The following is a 24593-nucleotide window of genomic DNA, read 5'->3' as shown; positions in this document are numbered from 1 at the left end:
ATAAAAAAACCGCTGAATGATCAGCGGTTTTTTTTGTGCTTGCCGTTTAGCGATGCGCCAGTTCGGCTTCTTCCTCGCTATCGAAGATCGACTTGTCGGTCTGGCGCAGCCACTGGCTGGTCAGCGTCCCGGCGGTCATTGAGCCGTTAACGTTCAGCGCGGTACGCCCCATATCGATCAGCGGTTCGACGGAGATGAGCAGGGCTACCAGGGTCACCGGCAGGCCCATCGCCGGCAGGACGATCAGCGCGGCGAAGGTCGCGCCGCCGCCCACCCCGGCGACGCCCGCCGAGCTGACGGTGACGATGCCCACGAGGGTGGCAATCCACATCGGATCCAGCGGGTTGATGCCCACGGTCGGCGCGACCATCACCGCCAACATTGCCGGATAGATACCAGCGCAGCCGTTCTGGCCGATGGTGGCGCCAAAGGAGGCGGAGAAGCTGGCAATCGACTCCGGTACGCCGAGACGACGGGTTTGCGCCTCAACGTTCAGCGGAATGGAGGCGGCGCTGGAGCGGCTGGTAAAGGCGAAGGTGATCACCGGCCAGACTTTACGGAAGTACTTCAGCGGGCTGACGCCGTTAATCGCCAGCAGCAGGCCGTGGACGACAAACATAATACCCAGCGCAATGTACGAGGCTACCACGAAGCCGCCAAGCTTGATGATGTCCTGCAAATTCGACCCGGCAACCACTTTGGTCATCAGGGCCAGCACACCGTAAGGGGTCAGCTGCATGACCAGACGAACCAGCTTCATTACCCAGCCCTGCAGGGTATCGATCGCGGTCAGCACGCGCTGGCCTTTTTCCACATCCTCTTTCAGCAACTTAAGCGCTGCGACGCCGAGGAACGCCGAGAAAATGACGATGCTGATGATGGAGGTTGGGTTAGCCCCGGTCAGGTCAGCAAACGGGTTCTTCGGCACGAAGGAAAGGATCAGCTGCGGGACGCTGAGATCCGCTACTTTCCCCACATAGTTGCTCTGGATGGCGTTCAGACGGGCGGTCTCCGCGCTGCCCTGGACCAGACCCTCGGCGGTGAGGCCGAACATATTGGTCACCAGCACGCCAACCAGGGCGGCGATCAGGGTGGTGAACAACAGAGTACCGATGCTCAGGAAGCTAATTTTCCCCAGCTGCGAGGCATTGTGCAGGCGGGCCACCGCGCTAAGGATGGAGGCGAAGACCAGCGGCATAACAATCATTTGCAGCAGCTGGACGTAACCGTTGCCGACGATATTGAACCACTGGATGGAATCCTTCAGCACCTGGCTGTCAGACCCGTAGATCAGCTGCAGCGCCAGACCAAATACCACGCCAGTCGCCAGACCGACCAGCACTTTTCTGGCCAGGCTCCACTGTTTATGACGTGTTTGCCCCAGCGCAAACAGTAATACGGCGAACACGACTACGTTCGCTATTAATGGAAAGTTCATCCCCGTTCTCCTGATATTTTTATAACCTGGGCTGGTGGATAACCAGCTCTTATGACGGCAAGGTTAGCAGAAGGCGTTATCAAGGACTTATATTCAAATGGAATGGGTTATAACCAAATGGCGTTTTCCGCCGCTTTATCGCCCACTCTGGTGACTTATAAAGCGATTGAAGGTGATCTGCAGGGAATTGATCACCCCGGATGACCAGCGTATCGCGCTGTTGTCCGCCAGCGTCTGCGGCATCCAGACGGCATAGACGAACAGCGCCATACACAAGGCGCGTTCGAGCTGATTGCCCTTGCGCGGCGCAAGGATCGGCAGCCGGAAGCGCCAGCGACAGGGCCACAGCAGCGGCACACCGGCGGGGGTGAGCATATCGGCGAGAATGTGGCTGAGATAGCCCAGCACCAGGCCCTGGAGAGCGTCTGCCGGGACAATCCAGCTGTCAGGCACTTTCAGATAGAACAGCGTCAGCGCGCCAAAGACGGCCAGCAGGCTGTGGGTGAAGCCGCGATGGCCAAAGGCCCGCGCCACGGGCTTTGAGATCCAGCTCAGCCGTTGGCCAAGAAACGACTTGGGGTGATCGATGTCCGGCAGCAGGCAGGTCAATACCGCCGAGGGCACAATATGCCACCAGTCGCCCTGCGCCAGCACCGGCGTTAACTCTGCGTTTTTGGCAAATACTGCGCAGGCGATTGAAAAGAAGAGATGGCCTTCCGCCGTCATGATAACACACCCTAAACTGTCGATTCATACAGTATAGGGTTTTTATACAGTGTACGGAAGAGGTGACGGTGTAACTCTTTGTCACAAACTCTCAGCGCGCTAGCCATCCGCCATCGACGGCCAGCGTATAGCCGTTAATATAGTCGGCCGCTGATGAGGCGAGAAACACCACCGGCCCCTGCAGGTCTTTCGGCACTCCCCAGCGACCAGCGGGAATGCGCTCGAGGATCGCCTGGTTACGCTCTTCATCTTCGCGCAGCGCCTGGGTGTTATTGGTGGCCATATACCCGGGCGCTATGGCGTTGACGTTGATACCCTGGCCAGCCCATTCGTTGGCCAGCAGACGGGTCAAACCCAGCACGCCGCTTTTCGAGGCGGTGTAGGAGGGGACGCGGATCCCGCCCTGAAACGAGAGCATCGAGGCGATGTTAATGATTTTCCCGCCTTCCCCCTGGCGAATGAACTGCCTGGCGACCGCCTGGCTGAGAAAGAAAACCGCTTTGAGATTCAGGTCGATCACCGCGTCCCAGTCGCTTTCCGTGAAGGTCAGGGCATCATGGCGGCGGATAATTCCGGCGTTGTTGACCAGAATATCGACCCGGCCCATGGCCGCCACCGCCTGGTCGACCAGACCGCTCATATCATTCTCTTGGCTGAGATCCGCCTGAATGGCGTGAAAGCGGCGGCCCAGCGCCAGCACCTGGGCGGCAGTATCATGGGGAATTTTACGGTTGATGCCGACGATATCGCACCCGGCCTGCGCCAGGCCCAGCGTCATTCCCTGTCCCAGGCCGGTATCGCAACCGGTCACGATGGCGACCTTACCCGTCAGGTCGAAGGCGTTCAGTACCATATTCACCTCTGTCAGCTGATCTACTGGCGTACGATGACACCACCTGTGACCAGCATAGAGGGAGGAAAACAAAATTACAATTAAAATGAAACAATGTTTTGATTTTGTTGCCGGCGGCGTGACAGCGATTGTTGCACCCGCCAGCGGTCTTAACCGAGCAAGTTCTCAGCAGTGAGTGCCAGCAGTGATGGAAGCTTGACGTCCGCCAGCGCAAAGCGCGGGTCGCGGCTGTTCTCCGCTTCCGGCACCACGATAGACCGCATGCGCGCGGCTTTGCTGGCGATCATGCCGTTGACCGAATCCTCCAGCGCGACGCAGCGCTGCGGGTCGACTCCCAGGGCAGCGGCGCAGTTGAGGTAGACCTGCGGGTGCGGTTTGCTCCAGGGTAAATGCTCCGCAGAGGCGAGAGCATCAAACTGGTCGCGCAGTTCAAACATATCGAGCACTTTCTCCAGCATCATCAGCGGCGAGGCCGAGGCCAGGCCCACCTTTAAGCCCTGAGCTTTACACAGGGCCACTGCCTCGCGTACGCCCGGCAGCAGCGGGCGTGAGGCTTCCACCAGCTCAATGGCGCGACGAATAATGCGCGCGGTAGCTTCCGCCCGGTCTACGCCGTGCCACGGCTGCTGCGCGTACCACAGATCCACCACCAGGTCGATTCGCAGACCGAGCAGGTCGGGCAGTTCATCGCGGCGACGGGTATCCACCCCCAGGCTCTCCATGACCTCGACCTCCGCCTGATCCCAGAGCGGCTCCGAGTCAATCAGCAACCCGTCCATATCAAATATCGCGGCCTCAATGCGGCGCTTCGCTGACATATGTCCTTCTCCTGTTGCGTAATCAGATAAACGAATCGGCAATCATGGTATATCATACCGCGCATTATTGGGCGAAATTCGCCGTGGCAGATAGACTTATACCCGACATACTCGGGGGAGCGAGGGAAGCCAGCGCCACGCAACAGGCAGCAGGCGAACCACCAACGCGTCTTTAACAAGGGGAACTCATGACGTACCAACAAGCTGGACGCATAGCGGTTATCAAACGCATTTTAGGATGGGTTATCTTTATTCCCGCCGTGCTGTCGACGCTGATTTCTGTGCTCAAATTTATGTATGAGCACAGTGAAAAGAAACCCGGCATTGATGCTGTAATGATGGATTTTGCGCACGTGATGATTGAGATGATGCGCTTTAACACGCCGTTCCTGAACTTTTTCTGGTACAACTCGCCGCTGCCGGATTTTCACCATAGCCTGAACATCGGCTTCTGGATCATCTTCATTCTGGTGTTCGTCGGCATGGCCCTGCAGGCTTCCGGCGCGCGAATGGCGCGGCAGGCGAAATTTCTCCGCGAGGGGATTGAGGATCAGCTGATCCTCGAACAGGCTAAAGGCGCAGATGGGTTAACCCGCGAGCAGCTCGCTGAACGCATTGTGGTACCGCGCCATACGATCCTGGTGCAGTATTTCCCACTGTACGTGCTGCCGGTGATCGTGATTGTCATCGGTTACTTCTTCTTTTCGCTGCTGGGCTTTCTGTAAGTCAGGTGCCCGGCAAGCCGGGCACCTTCTTATTCCGCTGGCAGAGGACGTGGTTTTCCCTGATTATCAACGGCAACGTAGATAAACAGCGCTTCCGTCGCCTTGTAGCGCTGGCCAATCGGTTCTGAAGAAACTTTTTTCACCCACACTTCGATATTGATTGTCACCGAGGTGTTGCCGCGCTTCACGCAGCGGGCGTAGCAGCACACCACGTCGCCAACGGCGACCGGGCGTAAAAAGGTCATCCCATCCACCCGCACGGTCACCACGCGACCCTGGGCGATCTCTTTGGCCATAATGGCGCCGCCAATATCCATCTGCGACATCAGCCAGCCGCCAAAAATATCCCCGTTGGCATTGGTATCCGCCGGCATTGCCAGGGTGCGTAAAACCATTTCGCCCTTTGGGGCGAGATCTGTTGTTGTCATGCTCTACTCTGTTGTGGTCAAAGACGATCAGCGGGATGCTACTATGAAAATAGCGCAGTGAGAATAGGGGAATACGCCCGCTGGCGCGGGCGCGGTGGTTCAGAAGGAGAGGGTAACGCCGGCGTAATACGCGCGGCCAGGCTCATTGTAGGTCGAGGCGCCGGCATTTTCGCGATACAGTTGTTTATCAAATAGATTACTTATTCCTGCATTCAGGCGAATATCCCGGTTTAGCTGATACTGAGTACCAATACCCACGATGGAATAGGCGCCAACCTCGGTGGTGGCAAGGGTCCCGGTTTCGTTGCGGATCTCCGCATACTGACGCGGCTTCTGACGGCCATAAAGCGTCCAGTTCACATTCGCAGACAGGGCGTCGTTTACCTGCCAGTCGAGCATCGTGTTAACGGTATATTTCGGGATAACCGACAGCGGGTTGCCAGTCTCTTTACTTTCAGATTTGAGCATCCAGGTGGCATTGGTCCGCCAGCTGAGGACATCTCTCAGCACCGGGATCAGCAGATTTCCTTCCAGCCCCTCGACCACGGCTTTGCCGCCGTTCTGCCATTGCAAAATATTATTGCCGCTGGAGGTATAGCCCAGTACCTCTGTTCCGGAGACGATTTTGTTTTTGTAATCGTTGCGAAACCAGGTGACTCCGGCAGCGTAACCATTAAGGTTAAATTCGATACCGATCTCTTTGTTGATACTGATCTCCGGGTCGAGGTCAGGGTTACCCAGCAGGTAGCAGCTGCCTTCAGCGATCGTGTTTGGACAACCGTTGCCGCGGGTGGAGAGCAAATAGCCTTTACTGGATTGATAGAGGTTTGGCGCTTTAAACACGCGCGCGATACCGGCCTTCAGCGTGAACATATCGCCGAGCTCCTGGGACAGATTGAGGCTGGGGCTCCAGTTACTGCCAAACTGATTATGATAATCGAAGCGAATGCCGGGGATCAGGTTGGTGCCGGGCACGGCTTCGATATTATCTTCCAGATAGATACCGGTGAGGGTGGCGCTGTTTTTGGTACTGCGTTGCGTAGGGTCGCCCGAGGTCCCAGGGATAGTCTCGCCGTTGCTGTTAGTGGCCTGCATCGATGCCGGGTCGTCGAGCTGATCATGGTTCCATTCCATTCCCAGCGTCAGCGTCTGGTCCGCCAGCCAGAAGAAAGGCACATTGAATTCCGAGGTAGTACGCCAGGATTCCAGACGGCTGGTGGCATAATCTTCACTGTTGATCATGCCTTCGACGCGGCCGGTAGAGCCTTCCTGCAGGCGGGTATTGTTGGTTTTCTCGTAGTAAACACCGGCTTTGGACTGGCCCCAATCCCATAGACCGTTGTAGGTCAGTCCCCAGGACTGGCGATAGAGGCGATTAGTTTCGTGGCCGTACAGGGAGTCCACCAGCCCGTTCGGGCTAAGATTGCCGTTGCTGTACTGGGTATCGCCAGCATAGATATTCCCCTGACGGCTATAGGCGTAGCTGAAATCGAGAATTTGTTGCGGGGTCATTTTCCATGACAGTAGCGCGTTAATGTCTTTATTGCGGACCCCTTCGCGCCCCGCAGCGTAAGAGCCGTTTTGCGCATGGTTAATATCCCAGGCGTCGGGTTCCGTTTTATTGATATTGCCATACAGGCGCATCGTCAGCGCCTCGCCGGCCAGTGGGCCGCTGAGATTGAAGTTAGCGCGATTGGTCGTGCCTTCTTTGTTGTTTTCCGGCTGGTTGGTGAAGAAAGACAGCGAACCGTGCCAGGTGTTGGTCGGACGTTTGGTAATGATATTGACCACTCCGCCCGCCGCGCCGGAACCATAGCGCGCGGCTGCCGGACCGCGGAGAACTTCAATCCGTTCGACCATTTCGGCAGGTACCCAGTTGCTGTCGCCCCGGGTATCGCGTTCGCCGCGCCAGCTATAGCGAACCGCGTTACGTGACGTGACCGGTACCCCATCTATCAGGATCAGGGTGTTCTCCGGCCCCATGCCGCGGATATCAATCTGGCGGTTGTTGCCCCGACTGCCGCTGGCGCTGTTGCCGGTCAAGTTCACCCCGGGCATTTTACGGATGATGTCTGAGAGATCGTTGACCGGCGGCTGCTTAGCAATATCCTCAGCCGTGATAATCGACACCCCGGGCTGTTGCTTAAGCGCCTCTTCCGCCGTACTGCGCACAATCATCGTTTCGGTATCTTGTTCTGATTCTTCAGCAAAGGCGTTAGGGGCGAGGAGACTGGATATGACCAGCGCCAGGGTCGTGGGCACAGAATATTGCGGCGATCTCATGTAAATATCCTTTTCAAAACAATGCAAAATGAGATCGAGAATATTAATGATAACAATTATCATTACAATGTAACGAGATGAATCTCCATAAAATCCTCACAATTACCGCAACTTTTTATGCAGTTGAGAGAAATCGTGAAGAGAGCCTACACAGTGTGGCCGGGAAGCTGTCAGCGTATGCGCTGAGGTTGTGTGGTTGCAGGGAATGTTTGCCAGTGCAGTAAGCTTATAGGGGGCGAGCGCGGCGCGCGATGGCGCGCCGGCGGAGGGGTTAGTGGTGGTCGTCCTGCGGCATATGACGGTAGATGTAGATCCCGCTCAGCAAGGTAAAGACCAGCGTGAGGGCGGTTAAACCAAAGACCTTAAAGTTAACCCAGATATTCTGCGGCAGCCAGAAGGCGATATAGATATTGGCCAGCCCGCAGAGAATAAAGAACACCGCCCAGGCCAGGTTAAGTCGCGACCAGACCTGCTGCGGCAGGCTCAGCTCTTTACCCAGCATGCGCTGGATCAGCGGCTTTTTCATCACCCACTGGCTGAACAGCAGCGCGCCGGCGAACAGGGCATAGATCACCGTCACCTTCCATTTAATAAACTCATCATTATGGAAGAAGATGGTTAACCCGCCGAAGACGGCCACCAGCACGAAGGTGATCAGCGCCATTTTTTCCACTTTCCGGTAGCGCACCCAGCTGTAGATCAGCACGACGGCGGTCGCCACAATCAGCGCCGTGGTGGCGGCGTAGATATCGTAAAGCTTATAAAAGGCAAAGAAGACCACCAGCGGTAAAAAATCCAGAAACTGCTTCATACATCGATCCCGTCTTTCAGGACGGACCGGGGAAGGCCCCGGTCCTGGTTAAAATTAGCTGCGGATAAGCATATACACGCGGAATAAATAGATCAGCAACAGGGCGGAAATCAGGTTGCTGATGGTATTAATCACCACCGCGCCGACGTTTGGCGTCAGGGCGGCAAAGCTGGAAGCAAACAGTAACAGCAGGGTTTTCGCCACCAGCCAACCGATAATAGCCGGCGCCACCAGCCGCAGATTGGCCCACGCCAGGCGCATGCTGCTGCGCATGGCGCCGAGGATGCCCATTTTGTCCTGTACCAGCATGATCGGCGCAAAGGCCAGCACGATGGCCAACAGCACGCCGGGCACCAGCACCAGCATCATCCCCATCTGCACCAGGAAGGTGGTGAACAGGATCAGCAGCAGCAGCTTGGGCAGCACCGGCGCCGAGGCTCCGATGGCGCGCAGGGCGCTAACGCGATGACCGGCGGAGACCAGCTGGATCAGCAGCAGGACGCCGCCGACGAGGATCGCATTACCTACCAGACCCGAGAAGGTTGATGCCGCCGAGGCGCGCAGCAGAACCTGCTGCTGCTCCGGCGTCATGTTCTGCACCAGCTCGAACAGCCCGGCGCTACCGGCGAGGTTATCGCCTTCGCTGAGTATCGACAGCTGCTCGTCGCTGGGTGAAAAGGCATGGCCAAGTACTACCGTAATAAACGCGCACAACAGCGCAATCAGTAAAATAGTAATGAACTGATTACGAAAAAAATTCCCGGTGTCACGGTAGACGGACTTCGCCGTGATAGACATGCATTCTCCTTGAGTGTCGCAGGTGTTAACTAGCCGGCGATTGTACCGCAAATCGTTCCGTCGTAGCACTCTCTGCGCCGGTCAGGGCAGGTATATCTTTGTAAAGAGGCCGCAATGGTGGCAGGCCGTAGCGCGCCCGCGCCCGGTTGCAGGCATCGTTTTCCTCGCCATTTTCCCCGGACATGGCGAATTCGCGACACGGCGAAGGCCGGTTTTCATAAATAGTGCAGTGAACGGCGTCGCCGATATCGCCAGACAGGGCCGCGCAGCGGCTCTGGCGCTGGTTGGTGCCGCTCATGCAGCGCAGGAAAGGGGTCAGCGGTTCGGTCAGCGCGGAGGGCACCAGGCCGCCCGCATCGTCGGCTTCCGCCCAGTAGAAAGAGACTCGAAAATACGCACAACAGGCACCGCACGTCATGCACGGGTTGATTTCACTCATAATTACACCTGAAAAAAACGCATCAACACAGATTGTCGGCAGTTAACTTATCCAGCCGCCTCAGCGACGGCAAGAGGGGCAGAAATAAATTTTTGCGCGAAAAGTGAAAATTGATGTGCGAACAATTCAAGGCATTGCGATCGGTAGCGAAAATTAATCTGGATCAATAAATGTTAAATCTGAGGACTTAGTGTGATCTAAAACAGATCAAACGTAACTCGTTATAGGTATATTTGGCCGCGCTGAAAAACCATAATGAGGAAGTGGATATGAAGAAGTTAGCAGCGGCGGCATTGATTCTTGGCACGCTTTCTACCGGCAGCGTCTGGGCGCATGAAGCGGGTGAGTTTTTCATTCGTGCCGGGACCGCCACCGTCCGACCGACGGAGGGCTCTGACAATGTGTTAGGCAGCCTTGGCAGTTTCAACGTCAGTAACAATACCCAGCTGGGTTTAACCTTTACCTATATGGCGACCGATAACATTGGCGTGGAGTTGCTTGCCGCGACGCCGTTCCGCCATAAGGTCGGCACCGGGCCAACCGGGACTATCGCCACCGTCCATCAGCTGCCGCCCACCCTGATGGCGCAGTGGTACTTTGGCGATGCGCAAAGCAAGGTGCGCCCGTACGTGGGGGCCGGTATCAACTACACTACCTTCTTTAATGAAGACTTTAACGATACCGGCAAGGCGGCCGGGCTTTCCGATCTGAGCCTGAAGGACTCCTGGGGCGCGGCGGGGCAGGTCGGCCTCGATTATCTGATTAACCGCGACTGGCTGCTGAATATGTCGGTGTGGTACATGGATATCGATACCGATGTGAAATTCAAAGCCGGCGGTGTGGACCAGAAAGTCAGCACCCGTCTGGATCCGTGGGTGTTTATGTTCTCCGCAGGCTATCGGTTCTAAATTCTTCTGTAAACTGGCCAACGGATGGCCAGTTCATTGTCTCGTCACACCTGTCTGCCGCAAGCCTCTGTCATCAACAGCGGATCACACTTCCGTCCACTGGCGCAGCAGGTTGTGATACATGTTGAGCAGGGAGAGGACCTCTTCTCCGTCGCCAAAGCGGGCCTTCAGAGACTGGATGGTGCGGTCCAGGTCGTAAAGCATCGCACGCTGCTTATCGTCGCGGACCATCGACTGGATCCACAGGAAAGAGGCCTGGCGGACGCCGCGGGTGACCGGGGTGACGCAGTGCAGGCTGCTGGCGGGATAGAGCACCAGATGCCCGGCCGGGAGCTTCACCCGATGTTGGCCATAGGTGTCTTCAATCACCAGTTCGCCACCCTCATAGCTCTCCGGATCGCAAAGGAACAGCGTCGCTGACAGATCAGTGCGCATCCAGGCCGCCTCGCCGTTCTGGCGAACGGCGCCATCGACGTGAAAACCATAGGTCTCCCCTGGCCCATAGCGGTTAAACAACGGCGCGGAAATCGTCCGCGGCAGCGCAGCGGAAAAAAACTGCGGATGGCCGCGCAGCATATCGAGCACAGCGGCCTGCAGGCGGGCATACAGCGGCGTTCGGGTATCGATCTGCTGGTTCTGTTTGACGGCCGCCCCCTGGCTACCCACCGTAACCCGCCCGTCGACCCACTCGGCTTGCGCCAGCTGCCGGGTAAATTCCGCCACCTGGTCTGTCGATAGCACGTCAGGAATGTGATACATCATCGCGGTGTTCTCTCTAAAAAGTGGGGCGCAACGGCCCCACGCGCAGACTCAGAAATGGACGTTCGCCGTCAGCATAAAGGTCCGGGGTTCGCCCGGATGATAGCGATAGCCGCTCTTGTTGATGGAGGCCACGTAATCGGTATCAAACAGGTTATACATATTGAGCTGCAGATCGAGGTTGCTGTTGACCCGATAGCCCAGTTTGGCGTCGGCAACCCAGTAGCCCTCGGTGTGATCCGGGGTACCGACTGCACCATCGCTGCCCCGGCGCAGGCTTCCGACATAGCGCACACCGCCGCCGACGGACAGATCGCTGGTGGCCTGATACTGCGTCCACAGCGTAAAGGCATGTTTCGGGGTGTAGGCCAGGGCGGAAGATCCATCCTGTGCAACGTTCTGTCCCTCCGTCACTGTCGCATGCTGCTGAGTGTAGCCGGCGATAATCGTCCAGTCCGGGGTCAGGTTTCCGGTCGCGGAGAGTTCATACCCCTCCACGCGCTTTTTGCCGTACTGCGACCAGGTTCCGTCATCGTTGGCGGCCACTTCGTTTTCAATATCGGTGCGGAATAACGCCGCGCTGAGCAGCAGACGGTTGTCGAAGATTTGCCACTTGGTGCCCAGCTCGCTGGATTTCGCCTTCTGCGGCTTAAAGTCGGTCCGGTTAGCGCTGTTGCCGCTGCCGCTGGCGGCCAGGGCGAAGCTGCTGCCTCCCGGCGGCTGCTGTGAGATGGCGTAGTTGACGTAGACATTGCCCTGCTCGGTTAAGCGGTACAGCGCCCCGGCTTTCCAGTTAACCAGATTGCCGGATTTAGCGGTATCGACAGTGGTGACCGGGCTGCCGGTCGACTGTCCGGGCGGGCAGGCGATAGCCCCGCGTCCGCTGCCGCCGCAGGCGGTGGCGCTGTCATATTTGGTATGGTAATTGTCGAGACGCAGCCCGCCGTTGATCTCAATCCGCTCGGTCAGCGTCAGCGTATCGAAGGCATAAATCCCGAAGGTATCGGTCTGGCCGTTGGCGTTCGCCCCGTTTCTGTCCAGCCCGCCAATCGACAGGTTGCTCACCGGATGGTAGAGATTCACCGCCGGCGCGGTCTTGGCGTTAACGCCATAGTTGGTCTGGTTTTCCCGGGTAAACTCCACGCCGGCGCTGACGTCATGGCCTATCGAGCCAGTATTGAAAGTCGAGGTGATATTGGTCTGGTTGGTCAGAATGCGGTTGCTGACATCTTTGGTATTAACCAGACGCGACCAGCTCCAGGTGTTGACGTCATTGATATCGGGGGCGGTGATATTGTTCGCGCCGCCCATCACCGCGGTCAAAAGATACTCCTGTTTCACTCGCGACCAGCGGGTGGTATTGCGCACGGTGGTATTCTCCGTCAGATCGTGTTCGAAGCGCAGGGTACCGCTGTCGGTAGTAGATTTATCGTAATCGGAGTCGGTGCCATAGAAATTGCTGGTATCGACCTTCCCGGCGGAGTTGAGTGCGGCATACTTCGGCGAAGGCGCCGAATAGCCCGGCAGGCCGACGGTAGGGATCCCGCCATCCGGGGTGTTGTTCTGCCGGACGTGCAGATAGTTCAGATACAGACGAGTTGGGGTATCAAGGCCGAAGGCCAGCGACGGTGCGATGCCATAGCGCTCGTTTTCAATGCGGTCCCGACCAGCGTCATGGGTTTTTTCCCCCATCAGGTTCAGACGGAACGCAGCGTTGTCGCTAAACGCCTGGTTCAGGTCGAGAGTGCCCCGGCGCGACCAGGCGCTGCCGATGCTGGCCGAGCCGTCGATCCCGGAGTCAAGGCGCGGCTGCTTGCTGATCATATTGATCGAGCCGGAGGGCGCGCTGCGGCCATAGTCCGTGCCGGCGGGCCCTTTGATGACTTCCACCTGCTGGGTATTGAAGGTATCGCGCGTCACGCTGCCGATGTCGCGAATGCCGTCCACATAGATGCTGTTAGAGGTATCCACGCCGCGCATAAAGATGGCATCCCCGGTGGTTGAGCTGCCATTCTCCCCGGCATAAAACGCCCCCACGCCGGGAACGTTTTTGAGGGCGTCAGTCAGGTTGGTGACGCCCTGATCTTTAATCACCTGTTCCGGGATCACGGTGATGGTACGGGTGGTATCGACCAGCGGTTTATTGAACTTGGGATCGGCGGAAGCGCCGGGGGAGTAGAGTGAAGGCGGAGCGGCTTCCACTACCAGCGTCTCTTCACTATTTTTGACCGAATTTTCCGCTGCGATGCCTGCTGCCGGCGAGGCTCCCAGACACAGACCTGTAAACAATGCCAATGAGTTGAAACTGCCGAAAGGCAGAGAAGCGTTTTTTTCCATGATAAATGCAGGCTTATTTTTTGTTATGAGCACATATCACACCGCGCAAAAGCGACGTTATTCGTCGTCTGGCTTGCGCTGACCCGGTGTGATTCTATAAATGATAAAAAGAATAGTTATCATTTGCCTTAATATTTACATAGAAAAGTTGACCTTAAAACAACTTTCTTCACTTCGATTTACATAATTCACATTTTTTGAACGATAAAGCGGAAATATAGGGAATGTGCTGCAGAATAAGGTCGGTAGCAAGCCGCGCCGGGCGGGGTTAACTTCCGGGCGGCCATATGATGGTTGTTCCGGCACGGATCACCAGGGCACGGTACGGCCCTGGTAATCGAGATACTCCAGTCCCGGACGTTGCCGTTTGTCGAGCAGGACGTTCACCAGGCGTGGGATCGTCTCTTCGATGGTCAGCGGGGCATCTGCCCCGCCGAGCTCGGTGCGGATCCATCCCGGGGCCATCACCACCAGCGGATGGGAGGCCGAGGTGGGGCGAGCGGCAAAGCTGCGCATAAACATATTCAGCGCAGCTTTACTCCCGCGGTAGAGTTCCCGCTGGCCGGTAAGGTTATTGGTCAGGCTCCCCTGGCCGGAGGACATCACGCCGAGCAGCCCCTGCGGTTTAACGGCCTGCTGCAGGCGCTCGATAACCCGCATCGGCGCCAGGGCATTGGTGAGCATCACCTGGTAAAACTCCTCGGTGGAGACGTCGCCAATGGTCTGCGATGGGTCACGATTGGTGGTACCGGCGTTGACAAACAGCATATCGAGGCTTGCCGGGGGAAGCGTCGCCTGCAGCGCGGCCAGTTGGGCTTCATCGCGAATGTCGAGCGTCGCCAGGCGTAGCCGCAGGGGATGCGTCTTGGCCAGGTCGTGGAGCGGCGTGTGGGATGATAAATCGCGCACGGTGCCGATGACCTCCCAGCCGTGCTGGAGGAACGTCGCCGCCATAGCATGGCCAAGGCCGCGCGAGGCGCCGACGATGAGGATAGTGTTGTGCTGATCGGATTTCATGATGTCTCTCGCTGCAGAAAGGAGGTCTTCACTATAATCAGGCCCGAGATCGGGCGGAAGACGCCGCCAGTGCACTCATATCTTGCAGCAAACGCCCTGTCTGGCGACTGGAGCGATAATGAACGATCCCGATTTTAATTTGCTGGCGGCTCTCGATCCGCTGCCGGTCAGTACCGAGGTGATTACGGTTTCGCAGGCGTGGCATCCGCGTCTGGAGCAGGCCCCGGCCACCGCTGGCTGCGGCAGCGGGTGCGTGAGGTGTGTCGCGAGTAAAAAAAGCCCGCACAAGTGCGGGCAAAAATACTGGAAGCAATGTGAGCAATGTCGTACTGAATACCCGAGTGATTTACTCAACTATTCAGTGATGAGAAAGATAATATTTCTCATTTAAGATATCAACCCCATCTTTTGTGCGGAAGCGATTTTTTATCCGAGGGTGAAAACCGTGCGCTTCTGGCTGTCGTCCCGCGGCCAGGCCGCCGCGATCTCCTGCAGCGGCCGCGGGGTGGTGGCGATGGTGAATTTACCCGGCACCGCCGCCTGCAGCATTTCACCTGTCGCCGCCAGCAGCTGCGGCATCGACAGGCTACCGATACCGCTGCCCATCAGCACGAGCGGTGCGGAACGCAGAACTGCGCCATTTAACGCGATATCGGCGCCAGCCAGGGACCCCACCTGCACATAGCGCACCGGTCTGCCGGCTGGGGTATATTTCGCCAGGGCCGGCAATAACACTTCCGCGCTGTGTCCCCACAGGTAATCGATGACCACGTCAATCTGCGCGGCGCTGGTCGCTGAAAATTGCCCGCTCAAGGTTTTATCATCAGCGGTTAACTGAATACACTCATCGGCGTCCAGCGCCGCCAGCGTCTGCGCATTCCGTCCGGTTGCAATGATTTTTTTCGCTCCCAGATAGCGGGCAATCTGCACCGCCAGCTGACCGGCGCTGCCGGTGGCGCCGTTAATCAGCACCGTTTCACCGGCCTGGATCTGGGCGCGAGTCACCAGAGACGCCCACGCGGACATGCCGGGATTGGCCATCGCCGCCGCCTGGATATCATCCAGCGCATCCGGCACCGGCAGGCAACTCTGCAGGGCAACCGGCGCCTGCTGCGCCATACTGCCGAAGGGGGCGGTGGGGAAGGCGAAATAGACGCGCTGGCCCTGAGGTGTGGTGCCGACGCCATCGATACCGGGCACAAAGGGCAGATTGCCGTCGAAGCTGTAATGGCGTCCGGATGCGCGGGCCTTAACCACATGGCTCAGCGCGGCGGCGCGGACGTCAATGAGCGTCTGGCCGGGCGCGGGCTGCGGGTCGATAAAATTGGCCCAAACCGGGCCTTCTGCGAGGTCAAAAACCACGGCTGCTTTCATAAATTATCTCCTGTCGGGAATTATGTGTAAAATACACATATTGTTTTGCAGCACTATACGCGGAAAATTAATATATGCAAGATGCACATAATGACTACGACATTACCGACTTTCACGGCGCGCTACTGGATATCATCAGCGTGATGAACCAGCCGCTGCGCGACGAGCAGATCCTCCAGGAGGCCGGCGTCCAGCTGGAACAGATGCTGTTTCCGCTGCTGGTGGCGGTAGGACGCCATGGCCCGGTGGGGGTGGTTGAGCTGGCGGATCATTTAGGGCGCGATTACACCACCGTCAGCCGCCAGGTGAAAAAACTGGAAGCCCAGGGACTCGCCTGTAAGCAACCGAACCGTCATGATCGACGGATCAGCGAAGTGACGCTTAGCGCCAGCGGACAACAGATGATCGACAGTATTGCGGTAGCGCGGCGGCGGTTAATGAATCAGGTGCTGGCGCAGTGGCCGGAAGATGAAGTGCAGGCGCTGTTTCGCTTAACGCGCAAATACGCCGACAGTTTGCAGCAACCAGGCTAAATTCTCGTGTGTTGCCGCCTGGCGCAACAATCAGCTTTTGCGTCACAACTCACGGGTCAGTTCGTCGATGTTGTCGGAAAGTATCTCCAGCAGGGATCTCACATAGAGAGTGTTGTTTCCCTGATGCCACATCGCGCTGAGGGGGAGCCCTTCGACATGCTTTTTCGGCGTGAGCGCAAGGTATTTCACGCCGTCGGCATTCATGTCTTTATAGGACGCTGGCACCAGAGCAATGCCGAGTCCTGCGGCAACAAAACTCAGGATAGTCTGCTTCTCTTCAGCATACTGCGCGATGACAGGCATGCTGCCCCCCTCTTTGAAAATATTCATTGTCAGGTCATGGCTGTGACGCCGGGTGCGTCTTTCCGGCAAGATAACCGGCTCGTGTCGGAAATCATCGATACTGACTTCGTCATAACTGACCAGCCGGTGATGAGCGGGCACGGCGAGCACGCAGGTTTCATTGGCGATAAAACGCGCTGTCAGCGTGGCATCAATATGTTCCGGCGGGCGCACAAAAACCACATCCAGCCACCCTGAAATGAGTCGGGGGATAAGTTTGTGAGATTTATCTTCTGTAAGATGAATATCTGCTTCAGGAAAACGCCTGACAAAAAGATTAAGCAATTCAGGAAGTAATCCTTTGGCTGCGCTGTCGATAGCCCCGATCCGCAACGTTCTTTTCTGCAACAGGCTATTTTTCCGGAATCGCTGCCGTAGCGCATCGAAATCAGCAATGACCGTTTTGGCCTCATTTAAAAAGGCGGCGCCTTCAGGTGTTAGCGACACGTTGCGGGTCGATCGATTCAGTAGCCTGATCCCCAAATCATCTTCCAGTAGCTTAATAAAGCGACTCAGTGACGCAGGCATCATTTCGAGTTTACGGGCAGCCCGGCCAAAGTGAAGCTCATCACCTAACACCACAAAGCAACGTAGCTGATTTATATCCATTTTTTCACCAAAACCTGATTATACAAATTATTTATATAAAGCCGTGCCGATGATAAAGCGGTTCAAAACTTCATACTGGGATTATTACAAAACGATAACAACCCTACATCACTATGGAGCATCCCGTCATGAAAAACGACCTCGAAAAGAAGGTGATGCGTAAGGTTACCCTGCGCATTATTCCTTTCATCATGCTGCTGTACTTCATTGCCTTCCTTGACCGCGTCAACATTGGCTTTGCCGCCCTGACCATGAATCAGGATCTGGGATTTTCACCCACCGTTTTTGGTCTGGGCGCTGGAATTTTTTTCCTGGGTTATTTTCTGTTTGAGGTACCGTCAAACTTAATTCTTCATAAAGTGGGCGCCCGCATCTGGATCGCCCGCGTCATGATTACCTGGGGATTCGTCTCTGGCTGCATGGCTTTTGTGCAGGGCACGACGAGCTTCTACATTCTGCGTTTTCTGCTCGGCGTGGCGGAAGCCGGTTTCTTCCCGGGGATCATTCTCTATCTCAGCTACTGGTTTCCTGCCGCCAGGCGTGCGCAGGTCACTGCCATCTTTATGGCCGCAGCTCCCCTGTCGACAGCACTGGGATCGCCGGTTTCGGCCGCACTGCTGGAGATGCATGGCTTCCTTGGCTACGCCGGCTGGCAGTGGATGTTTGTACTGGAAGCTTTGCCGGCGCTGGTGCTCGGTGTTGTGGTTCTGTTCTTCCTGACGGATCGTCCGGCCAAGGCCAAATGGCTGACTGATCAAGAGCGTGCCTGGCTGGAAAACGCCATGCAAGACGAGGAGCGGGCACGGGCGGCAAAACAGAGCCATTCCAGCGCATGGCGAGGGCTAGCGGATATACGCGTCCTGGCGCTGGCGCTGGTCTATTTCGGTACCTCAGCCGGGCTGTATACGCTTGGCATCTGGTCCCCGCAAATCATTCGCAGTTTCGGTGCTTCCTCGCTGGAGATTGGTTTCCTGAACGCCTTTCCGGCGGTGATCGGCGTCATCGCCATGATCCTCTGGGCGCGTCATTCCGATCGAACCAAAGAGCGCAGCTGGCACGTCATTGGCGCCTGCCTGCTGGCGGGTGCCGGGCTGATATACGCCGGTAATGTCAGCACATTGTTTACCGTAATGGTCGCCTTAACGCTGGTCACCGTGGGGATTAGCGCATCAAAACCCCCTTTGTGGAGCATGCCAACCCTGTTCCTCAGCGGCCCGGCTGCGGCCGCTGGCATTGCCGCTATCAACTCCATCGGCAACCTCGGCGGTTTCGTTGGCCCGATGATGATTGGCGTGATCCGCGAGCAAACCGGTAGCTACAGCTGGGGCCTGTACTTTGTCGCCGGATTGCTGGCGCTCTCGGCCCTCGTGGTCATGATTCTTTCTGCCAGAGCGAACAAATCGCCGACGGCAGAGCTTCCACATCCTCATACTCATTAACTGGAGAAGTAACGATGCGTCACTACAAAATTGCTGCCATCCCTGCGGACGGTATCGGACCGGAAGTCATTTCGGCAGGTATTGAAGTCTTGCACGCGCTGACGCGCCACGATCCGCAACTGAAATTTGATATAGAGACCTTTGACTGGGGGTCAGACTATTACAAAAAACATGGCGTGATGATGCCGGAAGAAGGGCTGAACATGCTGAAAGCATTTGATGCCATTTACTTCGGCGCGGTGGGGGCCCCGGATGTCCCTGACCACATCACACTCTGGGGCCTGCGGCTACCTATTTGCCAGGGCTTTGACCAGTACGCCAATGTGCGACCCACCAAAATTCTGCCGGGCGTCACTTCACCGCTGCGCAACCGCGGGCCTGGCGATCTTGACTGGGTCATCGTGCGCGAAAACTCCGAAGGTGAATATTCTGGTAACGGCGGCCGTACCCACCGTGGTTTACCTGAAGAAGTCGGTACCGAAGTGGCAATCTTTACCCGTGTTGGGGTGACACGCATTATGCGCTATGCCTTCAGACTGGCACAGTCTCGTCCACGTAAACTGCTGACCGTGGTGACCAAATCCAACGCCCAGCGCCATGGTATGGTGATGTGGGATGAGATTGCCGCTGAAGTGGCGCAGGAATTCCCGGATGTGCAGTGGGACAAAATGTTGGTCGATGCCATGACGCACCGTATGACGTTGCATCCCCAGACCCTGGATACCATCGTTGCCACCAATCTGCACGCCGATATCCTTTCCGATCTGGCTGGCGCGCTGGCGGGTAGTCTGGGCGTAGCGCCGACCGCGAATATTGATCCTGAACGCCGCTTCCCTTCCATGTTCGAACCGATCCATGGTTCCGCATTCGATATCACCGGCAAAGGGATTGCGAACCCCATTGCCACTTTCTGGACCGCGGTACAGATGCTTGAACATCTGGGCGAACGCCATGCCGCTGCGCTGATTATGGAAAGCATTGAGTATGTGTGTGAAAAAGGCATTCTGACGCCAGATGTCGGTGGCTCAGCCAATACCGCGGAGGTGACACGCGCCGTGGTGCACTACATTGACGCTAAAGCTGACATTGTCGAGACCGCATAAACATGAATAACGAACAGGCTGCAGAGATCCTGCAGGATATCTTTCAACATGCGGTCAACAGTGCCCGCGCCGGGCCGGTGACCCTGGCTAACCTGCCGGAAAAACCTCGCGGCCGTTGTGTGGTGATCGGTGCGGGTAAAGCGTCCGCGGCAATGGCGGCTGCCGTGGATGCGGCCTGGCCGGATGTGGCGGTGTCGGGCGTGGTGGTGACGCGTTACGGTTACGCGGTTCCTGCGGGCCGCATCCGCATTATTGAGGCGGCTCATCCCGTATCAGATGCCATGAGCGAGGTTGCCGCAATGCTGATTGTGGAGACGCTGCGCGGTTTAACTGCCGATGATCTGGTGCTGGCATTGATTTCAGGGGGAGGGTCGGCGCTGATGGCGCTGCCCGCCCCGGGGTTAACGCTGGCAGATAAGCAGACCATCACCCGGGCCCTGCTCCATAGCGGGGCCAGCATCAAAGAGATGAATCTGGTACGTCGTCATCTCTCAGCGGTGAAAGGCGGAAAGCTGGCGACCATGGCGCAACCGGCGCGCATCGTATCACTGATTATCAGCGATGTGCCTGGCGATAATCCGACGGACGTAGCGTCTGGCCCCACCGTTGCCGATAACAGCGCACCACGTGATGCGCTCCGGGTATTGCAGCGGTATGGCATTGCGATCCCGAAGCCCGTTAGCGAACGGCTAAACCAGCCGGCCGGCCCGGTGGAAAACGCCGCGACAGGCGAGGTCAGGCTTATCGCCACGCCGGCGATGGCGTTAGCGGCGGCGGCTCTGGCCGCACGACAACATGGGTTCACCCCCCTTATTTTGGGGGATGCTATAGAAGGTGAAAGCAGGGAAGTGGCGGTGGTCATGGCCGGTATGGCGAGATCGGCGAAGCAGTATGGTCACCCGATTTCAGGGCCTGCTGTGCTGTTGTCAGGTGGCGAAACCACGGTGACAGTAAACAACACTCAGCCTGGAAAAGGGGGCCGCAATACCGAGTTTTTACTCAGTCTGGCCTGTGCGCTCCAGGGGGAACACGGTATCTGGGCCATGGCGGGAGATAGCGATGGTATTGATGGCACAGAAGATGCCGCAGGTGCGATCGTCTTCCCGGATACGCTTGCGCGCGGCAAGCTGAGCGGTCTTAATGCAGTGCAATATCTGGATGGCCATGATAGTTACTGCTATTTTCACGCGCTTAATGATTTGCTGATCACCGGCCCGACGTTAACCAACGTCAATGATATTCGGGCAATATTGATTGCCTGACTGTATCGCTCTCCTGTGCCAGGGAGAGCGATATTTTTCCCTTTCAACATAGTTCAAATCTTCGGTATCCGCCCGCCATCCATTTCCACGCTAAAGCGCATCGCCTGGCGTCAAGGTGTCGATCATCGGTCCGTCTGATGTGTTGGCGTGCAAGATGACATGGAAAGGAAGGTAACGCGTGGAAATCGCCGCCTGGCGCGATGCCAGGCGGCTGATGGTCAGGCGGTTTTGGTCGCTGCCTTCAGGCTCTGGACGAAGGCTTTCAGCTCGTCGAGCATGGTCTGCGGCTCATCGAGGTGGCGTTCGATGATTTTGACGATGGCGGAACCGGAGATAGCCCCGGCGGCTCCGGCGTCAATGGCGGCGCTCACCTGCTCCGGCGCGGAGATACCAAAGCCCTGCAGCGGCGGCGCGGCGTGATATTCCGCCAGCTTCTCCACCAGGTGGTGCAGCGGCAGCGCGGCGCGATTTTCCGCACCCGTCACTCCGGCGCGCGACAGCAGATAGGTGTAGCCGCGGCCATAAGAGGCAATCTGGCGCAGTAAATCGTCATCCGCATTGGGCGGGCAGATGAAAATCGGCGCGATGTTATGGCGCATCGCCGCCTGGCGGAACGGGGCGGACTCTTCCACCGGCACGTCGGCCACCAGCACCGAGTCGACGCCGACGCGGGCGCACTGGGCATAGAACGCATCGATGCCCGGGCTGAAGACGAGGTTGGCATACATCAGCAGGCCGATTGGGATGGTCGGATGCTTCTGGCGGATCGCCGCCAGCATCTCAAAGCACTGCGCCGGGGTCACTCCCGCGGCGAAGGCGCGCAGGGCCGCGCCCTGGATGGTCGGACCGTCCGCCAGCGGGTCGGAGAAAGGGATCCCCAGTTCAAGGGCATCGGCGCCGCCTTCGATCAGCGCATCGATAATTTTCAGCGACTGCTCCGGTCCCGGATCGCCAAGGGTGACAAAGGGGACGAAGGCGCCTTCCTGGCGATTTTTCAGTTGGGCAAACAGCGTCTCATAGCGTTCCATCAGATTTCCCCTCGCGCTTTCAGGATGTCATGTACGGTGAAAATGTCTTTGTCGCCGCGGCCGGAGAGATTAACCACCAGCAGCTGCTCTTTTTCCGGGTTCTCGCGCATCATCTTCAGCGCGTGGGCCAGAGCGTGAGAGGACTCCAGCGCCGGGATAATCCCTTCGTGGCGGGAAAGCGCTTTAAACGCGTCCAGCGCTTCGTCGTCGGTGATCGACACATAGTCAGCGCGACCGGTGCTGTTCAGAAACGCGTGCTGCGGCCCAACGGACGGGAAGTCCAGCCCGGCGGAAATGGAGTAAGACTCTTCGATCTGGCCGTCGGCGGTCTGCATCATCGGCGACTTCATACCGAAGTAGATCCCAACGCGGCCATGCTTCAGCGGCGCGCCGTGCTCGCCGCTCTCGATACCGTGTCCGGCGGGCTCCACGCCGATCAGGCCGACGTTGGTTTCCTCGATAAAATCAGCGAACATGCCGATGGCGTTTGATCCGCCGCCGACGCAGGCGATCACCGCGTCCGGCAGGCGGCCCTCTTTTTCAAGGATCTGCGCTTTGGTCTCTTCGCCAATCATGCGCTGGAATTCACGCACAATCGTCGGGAACGGGTGCGGACCGGCGGCGGTGCCCAGCATATAGTGCGCCTTTTCGTAGCTGCCGGACCAGTCGCGCAGCGCCTCGTTACAGGCATCTTTCAGCGTGGCGGAGCCGCTGTGCACCGGGATCACCTCGGCGCCCATCAGGCGCATACGGAAGACGTTCGGCGACTGGCGCTCGACGTCCTTGGCCCCCATGTAGATACGGCATTTCAGGCCGAGCAGGGCGCTGGCCAGCGCTGAGGCGACGCCGTGCTGGCCGGCGCCGGTCTCGGCGATAATTTCGGTTTTGCCCATCCGTTTGGCCAGCAGAGCCTGGCCCAGCACCTGGTTGGTTTTGTGCGCGCCGCCGTGCAGCAGATCTTCGCGTTTCAGGTACAGGGTGGTGCGGGTGCCTTCGGTCAGATTCCGGCATTTGGTCAGGGCCGTCGGACGACCGGCGTAGTTTTTCAGCAGGTCGGTGAATTCCGCCTGAAAGGCCGGGTCCTTCTGCGCGCTGACAAAGGCTTCTTCCAGCTGGCGCAGGGCGGGCATCAGGATCTGCGGCACATACATGCCGCCGAATTCGCCGAAGTAGGGGTTCAGTAAAGTGCTCATTATTGCTCCTTAATATGCGCGCAGCGTCTGGAATACGGAGGCCAGCTTGCTGGCGTCTTTAATCCCGGGTTGCGACTCTACGCCTGAATTGAAATCGAGTCCGGCACAGCCGCTTTTGGCCGCTTCCACACAGTTATCGGCGCCGAGGCCGCCCGCCAGCATGACGTTGCGCAGATCCTGGCCCTGCAGCAGGCTCCAGTCAAAGCGCTGGCCGCTGCCGCCCTGGCCGTTGTCGAGCAGGTACTTGTCGACATGGCGGAGCGTACGGGCCGGGAAGGTTTCGCCGACGCTCAGCGCTTTCCAGATGCGGACGTTGTCCGCGAGGGCGTCGCGCAGCGCGTCGATATAGGCCTGGTCTTCATCACCGTGCAGCTGCACGGCGGCCAGCCCCAGAGCCTGCGCGCGGGCGACCACCTCCTCCAGCGGCGCATTGCGGAAGACGCCGACGTACTGCAGCGGCGCAGCGGCGATCACCGCTTTGGCCTGGGCGTCATTCACCGCTCGCGGCGAGGTCGGGACGAAGATCAGCCCACCGTAAACGGCGCCGGACTCCCAGGCCACCTGGGCATCCTGCGGGCGCGTCAGGCCGCACACTTTGTTCTCGCCGAGCAGCACGCGTTTAACCGCCGTTTCCAGATCCGCCTGCTCCATCAGGGCGGAGCCGATCAGGAAGCCGTTGGCGAAGTGGCTCAGCTCGCGCACTTCGGCATAGGTATGGATGCCGGATTCGCTGATCACCGTGACATCCGGGCCGAGACGCGCCGCCAGCTGACGGGTGCGGTTAAGGTCAATCGACATATCGCGCAGGTCGCGGTTGTTAATGCCCACCACCTTCGCCTTCAGGGCGATGGCGCGCTCCAGTTCCTCTTCATTGCTGACTTCGGTGAGCACGCCCATATTCAGGCTGTGAGCCACCGCCGAGAGCTGACGATACTGTTCATCGTCGAGCACCGAGAGCATCAGCAGGCAGGCGTCGGCCTGATAGTAGCGCGCCAGGTAGATCTGGTAAGGGTCGATGGTGAAGTCCTTACACAGGATCGGCTGCGGCGCGACCTGGCTGACGATCGGCAGGAAATCGAAGCTGCCCTGGAAATATTTCTCATCACACAGCACCGAGATCGCCGAGGCGTAGTGCTTGTAGATGCTGGCGATCGCTGCCGGATCGAAATCCTCGCGAATCAACCCCTTCGACGGTGAGGCCTTCTTGCACTCGAGAATAAACGCGGTGCGGGTGCCGGCCAGTGCGTCATAGAAATTGCGCTGCGTCGGAACGATCTCATTTTGAAAACTGGCTAACGGTTGTTGTTGTTTGCGGGCTTGCACCCAAATCGCTTTGTCGGCAACGATTTTTGCTAAAACGGTTTGCATTA

General features: G+C 57.8%; 24 protein-coding genes. 7 read left to right on the top strand and 17 right to left on the bottom strand.

Translation table 11 applies throughout. The annotated features are described in order from the left end of the window. Nucleotides 1-46: 46 nt before the first annotated feature. The 4 genes from KB890_RS04140 to hxpB all read right to left on the bottom strand — a co-directional run bounded on the left by KB890_RS04140 (nucleotide 47) and on the right by hxpB (nucleotide 3835). Nucleotides 47-1438: an L-cystine transporter gene (locus KB890_RS04140; protein ID WP_004151918.1), complete on the bottom strand. Its 1392-nt coding sequence runs from the start codon at nucleotides 1436-1438 to the stop codon at nucleotides 47-49. A 135-nt stretch (nucleotides 1439-1573) separates the two neighbouring features. After that, nucleotides 1574-2164 carry a metal-dependent hydrolase gene (locus KB890_RS04135; RefSeq protein WP_002901611.1) on the bottom strand — a complete coding sequence of 197 codons (591 nt, stop codon included), beginning with the start codon at nucleotides 2162-2164 and terminating at the stop codon, nucleotides 1574-1576. 91 nt (nucleotides 2165-2255) lie between these two features. Beyond that, nucleotides 2256-3017: a 2-dehydro-3-deoxy-D-gluconate 5-dehydrogenase KduD gene (gene kduD, locus KB890_RS04130; RefSeq protein ID WP_002901621.1), complete on the bottom strand. Its 762-nt coding sequence runs from the start codon at nucleotides 3015-3017 to the stop codon at nucleotides 2256-2258. Nucleotides 3018-3166: 149 nt separating this feature from the next. Beyond that, entirely contained in the window at nucleotides 3167-3835 is a 669-nt protein-coding gene (hxpB, locus tag KB890_RS04125; protein ID WP_004140335.1) for a hexitol phosphatase HxpB, read from the bottom strand. A 188-nt stretch (nucleotides 3836-4023) separates the two neighbouring features. Between hxpB and KB890_RS04120 the strand changes: the two genes are divergently transcribed. After that, nucleotides 4024-4560 carry a YniB family protein gene (locus tag KB890_RS04120; RefSeq protein WP_002901627.1) on the top strand — a complete coding sequence of 179 codons (537 nt, stop codon included), beginning with the start codon at nucleotides 4024-4026 and terminating at the stop codon, nucleotides 4558-4560. 29 nt (nucleotides 4561-4589) lie between these two features. Here the strand turns inward: KB890_RS04120 and yciA are convergent, their stop codons facing one another. From yciA to KB890_RS04095, 5 genes are all read right to left on the bottom strand, one after another. After that, on the bottom strand, nucleotides 4590-4988 hold the full coding sequence (yciA, locus tag KB890_RS04115; RefSeq protein WP_002901629.1) for an acyl-CoA thioester hydrolase YciA: 399 nt from the start codon (nucleotides 4986-4988) through the stop codon (nucleotides 4590-4592). A 99-nt stretch (nucleotides 4989-5087) separates the two neighbouring features. Next, a complete protein-coding gene (locus KB890_RS04110) occupies nucleotides 5088-7271 on the bottom strand; it encodes a TonB-dependent siderophore receptor (protein ID WP_004179434.1) in 2184 nt (727 codons plus the stop codon). 271 nt (nucleotides 7272-7542) lie between these two features. Next, on the bottom strand, nucleotides 7543-8082 hold the full coding sequence (locus tag KB890_RS04105; RefSeq protein ID WP_002901631.1) for a septation protein A: 540 nt from the start codon (nucleotides 8080-8082) through the stop codon (nucleotides 7543-7545). A 54-nt stretch (nucleotides 8083-8136) separates the two neighbouring features. After that, a complete protein-coding gene (locus tag KB890_RS04100; RefSeq protein ID WP_002901632.1) occupies nucleotides 8137-8880 on the bottom strand; it encodes a YciC family protein in 744 nt (247 codons plus the stop codon). A gap of 25 nt (nucleotides 8881-8905) precedes the next feature. Further along, complete coding sequence (locus KB890_RS04095; protein ID WP_002901633.1) at nucleotides 8906-9319, bottom strand: YkgJ family cysteine cluster protein; 414 nt, start codon at nucleotides 9317-9319, stop codon at nucleotides 8906-8908. 269 nt (nucleotides 9320-9588) lie between these two features. Here KB890_RS04095 and ompW point away from each other — a divergent pair, with 269 nt between their 5' ends. Next, nucleotides 9589-10227 carry an outer membrane protein OmpW gene (gene ompW, locus KB890_RS04090; protein ID WP_002901634.1) on the top strand — a complete coding sequence of 213 codons (639 nt, stop codon included), beginning with the start codon at nucleotides 9589-9591 and terminating at the stop codon, nucleotides 10225-10227. A gap of 84 nt (nucleotides 10228-10311) precedes the next feature. Here the strand turns inward: ompW and ybiX are convergent, their stop codons facing one another. The 3 genes from ybiX to KB890_RS04075 all read right to left on the bottom strand — a co-directional run bounded on the left by ybiX (nucleotide 10312) and on the right by KB890_RS04075 (nucleotide 14340). Continuing rightward, nucleotides 10312-10989, bottom strand: coding sequence for a PKHD-type hydroxylase YbiX (ybiX, locus tag KB890_RS04085; RefSeq protein WP_004179437.1), 678 nt, complete (start codon nucleotides 10987-10989; stop codon nucleotides 10312-10314). Nucleotides 10990-11037: 48 nt separating this feature from the next. Continuing rightward, the gene (locus KB890_RS04080) at nucleotides 11038-13323 is read right to left on the bottom strand and encodes a catecholate siderophore receptor Fiu (protein WP_004179439.1); all 2286 of its coding nucleotides are present in this window, start codon (nucleotides 13321-13323) and stop codon (nucleotides 11038-11040) included. Nucleotides 13324-13632: 309 nt separating this feature from the next. Beyond that, nucleotides 13633-14340, bottom strand: coding sequence for an SDR family NAD(P)-dependent oxidoreductase (locus KB890_RS04075; protein WP_004179441.1), 708 nt, complete (start codon nucleotides 14338-14340; stop codon nucleotides 13633-13635). Nucleotides 14341-14458: 118 nt separating this feature from the next. Here KB890_RS04075 and KB890_RS04070 point away from each other — a divergent pair, with 118 nt between their 5' ends. After that, the gene (locus KB890_RS04070; protein WP_004179443.1) at nucleotides 14459-14731 is read left to right on the top strand and encodes a hypothetical protein; all 273 of its coding nucleotides are present in this window, start codon (nucleotides 14459-14461) and stop codon (nucleotides 14729-14731) included. 35 nt (nucleotides 14732-14766) lie between these two features. Here KB890_RS04070 and KB890_RS04065 read toward each other — a convergent pair whose 3' ends face one another. Then, nucleotides 14767-15714 (bottom strand): quinone oxidoreductase family protein, encoded by a 948-nt coding sequence (locus KB890_RS04065; RefSeq protein ID WP_004179445.1) that lies wholly within the window; start codon nucleotides 15712-15714, stop codon nucleotides 14767-14769. A 74-nt stretch (nucleotides 15715-15788) separates the two neighbouring features. Here KB890_RS04065 and KB890_RS04060 point away from each other — a divergent pair, with 74 nt between their 5' ends. After that, on the top strand, nucleotides 15789-16247 hold the full coding sequence (locus KB890_RS04060; RefSeq protein ID WP_004179446.1) for a MarR family winged helix-turn-helix transcriptional regulator: 459 nt from the start codon (nucleotides 15789-15791) through the stop codon (nucleotides 16245-16247). 42 nt (nucleotides 16248-16289) lie between these two features. Here KB890_RS04060 and KB890_RS04055 read toward each other — a convergent pair whose 3' ends face one another. Next, the gene (locus tag KB890_RS04055; RefSeq protein WP_004179448.1) at nucleotides 16290-17198 is read right to left on the bottom strand and encodes a LysR family transcriptional regulator; all 909 of its coding nucleotides are present in this window, start codon (nucleotides 17196-17198) and stop codon (nucleotides 16290-16292) included. A 128-nt stretch (nucleotides 17199-17326) separates the two neighbouring features. Here KB890_RS04055 and KB890_RS04050 point away from each other — a divergent pair, with 128 nt between their 5' ends. From KB890_RS04050 to KB890_RS04040, 3 genes are read left to right on the top strand one after another with little or no spacing between them, the layout of a single operon-like run. Beyond that, complete coding sequence (locus KB890_RS04050) at nucleotides 17327-18637, top strand: MFS transporter (protein ID WP_004179450.1); 1311 nt, start codon at nucleotides 17327-17329, stop codon at nucleotides 18635-18637. Nucleotides 18638-18651: 14 nt separating this feature from the next. Continuing rightward, the gene (locus tag KB890_RS04045; RefSeq protein WP_004179452.1) at nucleotides 18652-19740 is read left to right on the top strand and encodes a tartrate dehydrogenase; all 1089 of its coding nucleotides are present in this window, start codon (nucleotides 18652-18654) and stop codon (nucleotides 19738-19740) included. A gap of 2 nt (nucleotides 19741-19742) precedes the next feature. Continuing rightward, on the top strand, nucleotides 19743-21002 hold the full coding sequence (locus KB890_RS04040; protein WP_004179454.1) for a glycerate kinase type-2 family protein: 1260 nt from the start codon (nucleotides 19743-19745) through the stop codon (nucleotides 21000-21002). 218 nt (nucleotides 21003-21220) lie between these two features. Here the strand turns inward: KB890_RS04040 and trpA are convergent, their stop codons facing one another. From trpA to trpCF, 3 genes are read right to left on the bottom strand one after another with little or no spacing between them, the layout of a single operon-like run. Then, nucleotides 21221-22030 carry a tryptophan synthase subunit alpha gene (gene trpA, locus KB890_RS04035; protein WP_002901728.1) on the bottom strand — a complete coding sequence of 270 codons (810 nt, stop codon included), beginning with the start codon at nucleotides 22028-22030 and terminating at the stop codon, nucleotides 21221-21223. Then, nucleotides 22030-23223, bottom strand: coding sequence for a tryptophan synthase subunit beta (gene trpB, locus KB890_RS04030; protein WP_002901730.1), 1194 nt, complete (start codon nucleotides 23221-23223; stop codon nucleotides 22030-22032). The genes trpA and trpB overlap by 1 nt, the downstream gene beginning before the upstream one ends. 9 nt (nucleotides 23224-23232) lie before the next feature. Then, nucleotides 23233-24591, bottom strand: a complete 1359-nt coding sequence (trpCF, locus tag KB890_RS04025; RefSeq protein ID WP_004179455.1) for a bifunctional indole-3-glycerol-phosphate synthase TrpC/phosphoribosylanthranilate isomerase TrpF — start codon at nucleotides 24589-24591, stop codon at nucleotides 23233-23235. Nucleotides 24592-24593 lie beyond the last annotated feature (2 nt).

The organism is Klebsiella sp. P1954 (assembly GCF_018199955.1).
Taxonomy (GTDB): Bacteria; Pseudomonadota; Gammaproteobacteria; order Enterobacterales; family Enterobacteriaceae; genus Klebsiella; species Klebsiella pneumoniae.
Note: the sequence above shows the minus strand (reverse complement) of the source record. Positions and strands in the feature narration are given on the sequence as shown.

Bases quoted from the DNA above. Each gene is read 5' to 3' on its own strand.
- trpA (WP_002901728.1), bottom strand. From the start codon at position 22,030: ATGGAACGCTATGAGACGCTGTTTGCCCAACTGAAAAATCGCCAGGAA.
- KB890_RS04095 (WP_002901633.1), bottom strand. From the start codon at position 9,319: ATGAGTGAAATCAACCCGTGCATGACGTGCGGTGCCTGTTGTGCGTAT.
- KB890_RS04055 (WP_004179448.1), bottom strand. From the start codon at position 17,198: ATGGATATAAATCAGCTACGTTGCTTTGTGGTGTTAGGTGATGAGCTT.
- ybiX (WP_004179437.1), bottom strand. From the start codon at position 10,989: ATGATGTATCACATTCCTGACGTGCTATCGACAGACCAGGTGGCGGAA.
- KB890_RS04140 (WP_004151918.1), bottom strand. From the start codon at position 1,438: ATGAACTTTCCATTAATAGCGAACGTAGTCGTGTTCGCCGTATTACTG.
- trpCF (WP_004179455.1), bottom strand. From the start codon at position 24,591: ATGCAAACCGTTTTAGCAAAAATCGTTGCCGACAAAGCGATTTGGGTG.
- yciA (WP_002901629.1), bottom strand. From the start codon at position 4,988: ATGACAACAACAGATCTCGCCCCAAAGGGCGAAATGGTTTTACGCACC.
- KB890_RS04135 (WP_002901611.1), bottom strand. From the start codon at position 2,164: ATGACGGCGGAAGGCCATCTCTTCTTTTCAATCGCCTGCGCAGTATTT.
- KB890_RS04070 (WP_004179443.1), top strand. From the start codon at position 14,459: ATGAACGATCCCGATTTTAATTTGCTGGCGGCTCTCGATCCGCTGCCG.
- KB890_RS04060 (WP_004179446.1), top strand. From the start codon at position 15,789: ATGCAAGATGCACATAATGACTACGACATTACCGACTTTCACGGCGCG.
- ompW (WP_002901634.1), top strand. From the start codon at position 9,589: ATGAAGAAGTTAGCAGCGGCGGCATTGATTCTTGGCACGCTTTCTACC.
- KB890_RS04075 (WP_004179441.1), bottom strand. From the start codon at position 14,340: ATGAAATCCGATCAGCACAACACTATCCTCATCGTCGGCGCCTCGCGC.
- KB890_RS04100 (WP_002901632.1), bottom strand. From the start codon at position 8,880: ATGTCTATCACGGCGAAGTCCGTCTACCGTGACACCGGGAATTTTTTT.
- hxpB (WP_004140335.1), bottom strand. From the start codon at position 3,835: ATGTCAGCGAAGCGCCGCATTGAGGCCGCGATATTTGATATGGACGGG.
- KB890_RS04045 (WP_004179452.1), top strand. From the start codon at position 18,652: ATGCGTCACTACAAAATTGCTGCCATCCCTGCGGACGGTATCGGACCG.
- KB890_RS04040 (WP_004179454.1), top strand. From the start codon at position 19,743: ATGAATAACGAACAGGCTGCAGAGATCCTGCAGGATATCTTTCAACAT.
- KB890_RS04065 (WP_004179445.1), bottom strand. From the start codon at position 15,714: ATGAAAGCAGCCGTGGTTTTTGACCTCGCAGAAGGCCCGGTTTGGGCC.
- kduD (WP_002901621.1), bottom strand. From the start codon at position 3,017: ATGGTACTGAACGCCTTCGACCTGACGGGTAAGGTCGCCATCGTGACC.
- KB890_RS04050 (WP_004179450.1), top strand. From the start codon at position 17,327: ATGAAAAACGACCTCGAAAAGAAGGTGATGCGTAAGGTTACCCTGCGC.
- KB890_RS04110 (WP_004179434.1), bottom strand. From the start codon at position 7,271: ATGAGATCGCCGCAATATTCTGTGCCCACGACCCTGGCGCTGGTCATA.
- KB890_RS04080 (WP_004179439.1), bottom strand. From the start codon at position 13,323: ATGGAAAAAAACGCTTCTCTGCCTTTCGGCAGTTTCAACTCATTGGCA.
- KB890_RS04120 (WP_002901627.1), top strand. From the start codon at position 4,024: ATGACGTACCAACAAGCTGGACGCATAGCGGTTATCAAACGCATTTTA.
- KB890_RS04105 (WP_002901631.1), bottom strand. From the start codon at position 8,082: ATGAAGCAGTTTCTGGATTTTTTACCGCTGGTGGTCTTCTTTGCCTTT.
- trpB (WP_002901730.1), bottom strand. From the start codon at position 23,223: ATGAGCACTTTACTGAACCCCTACTTCGGCGAATTCGGCGGCATGTAT.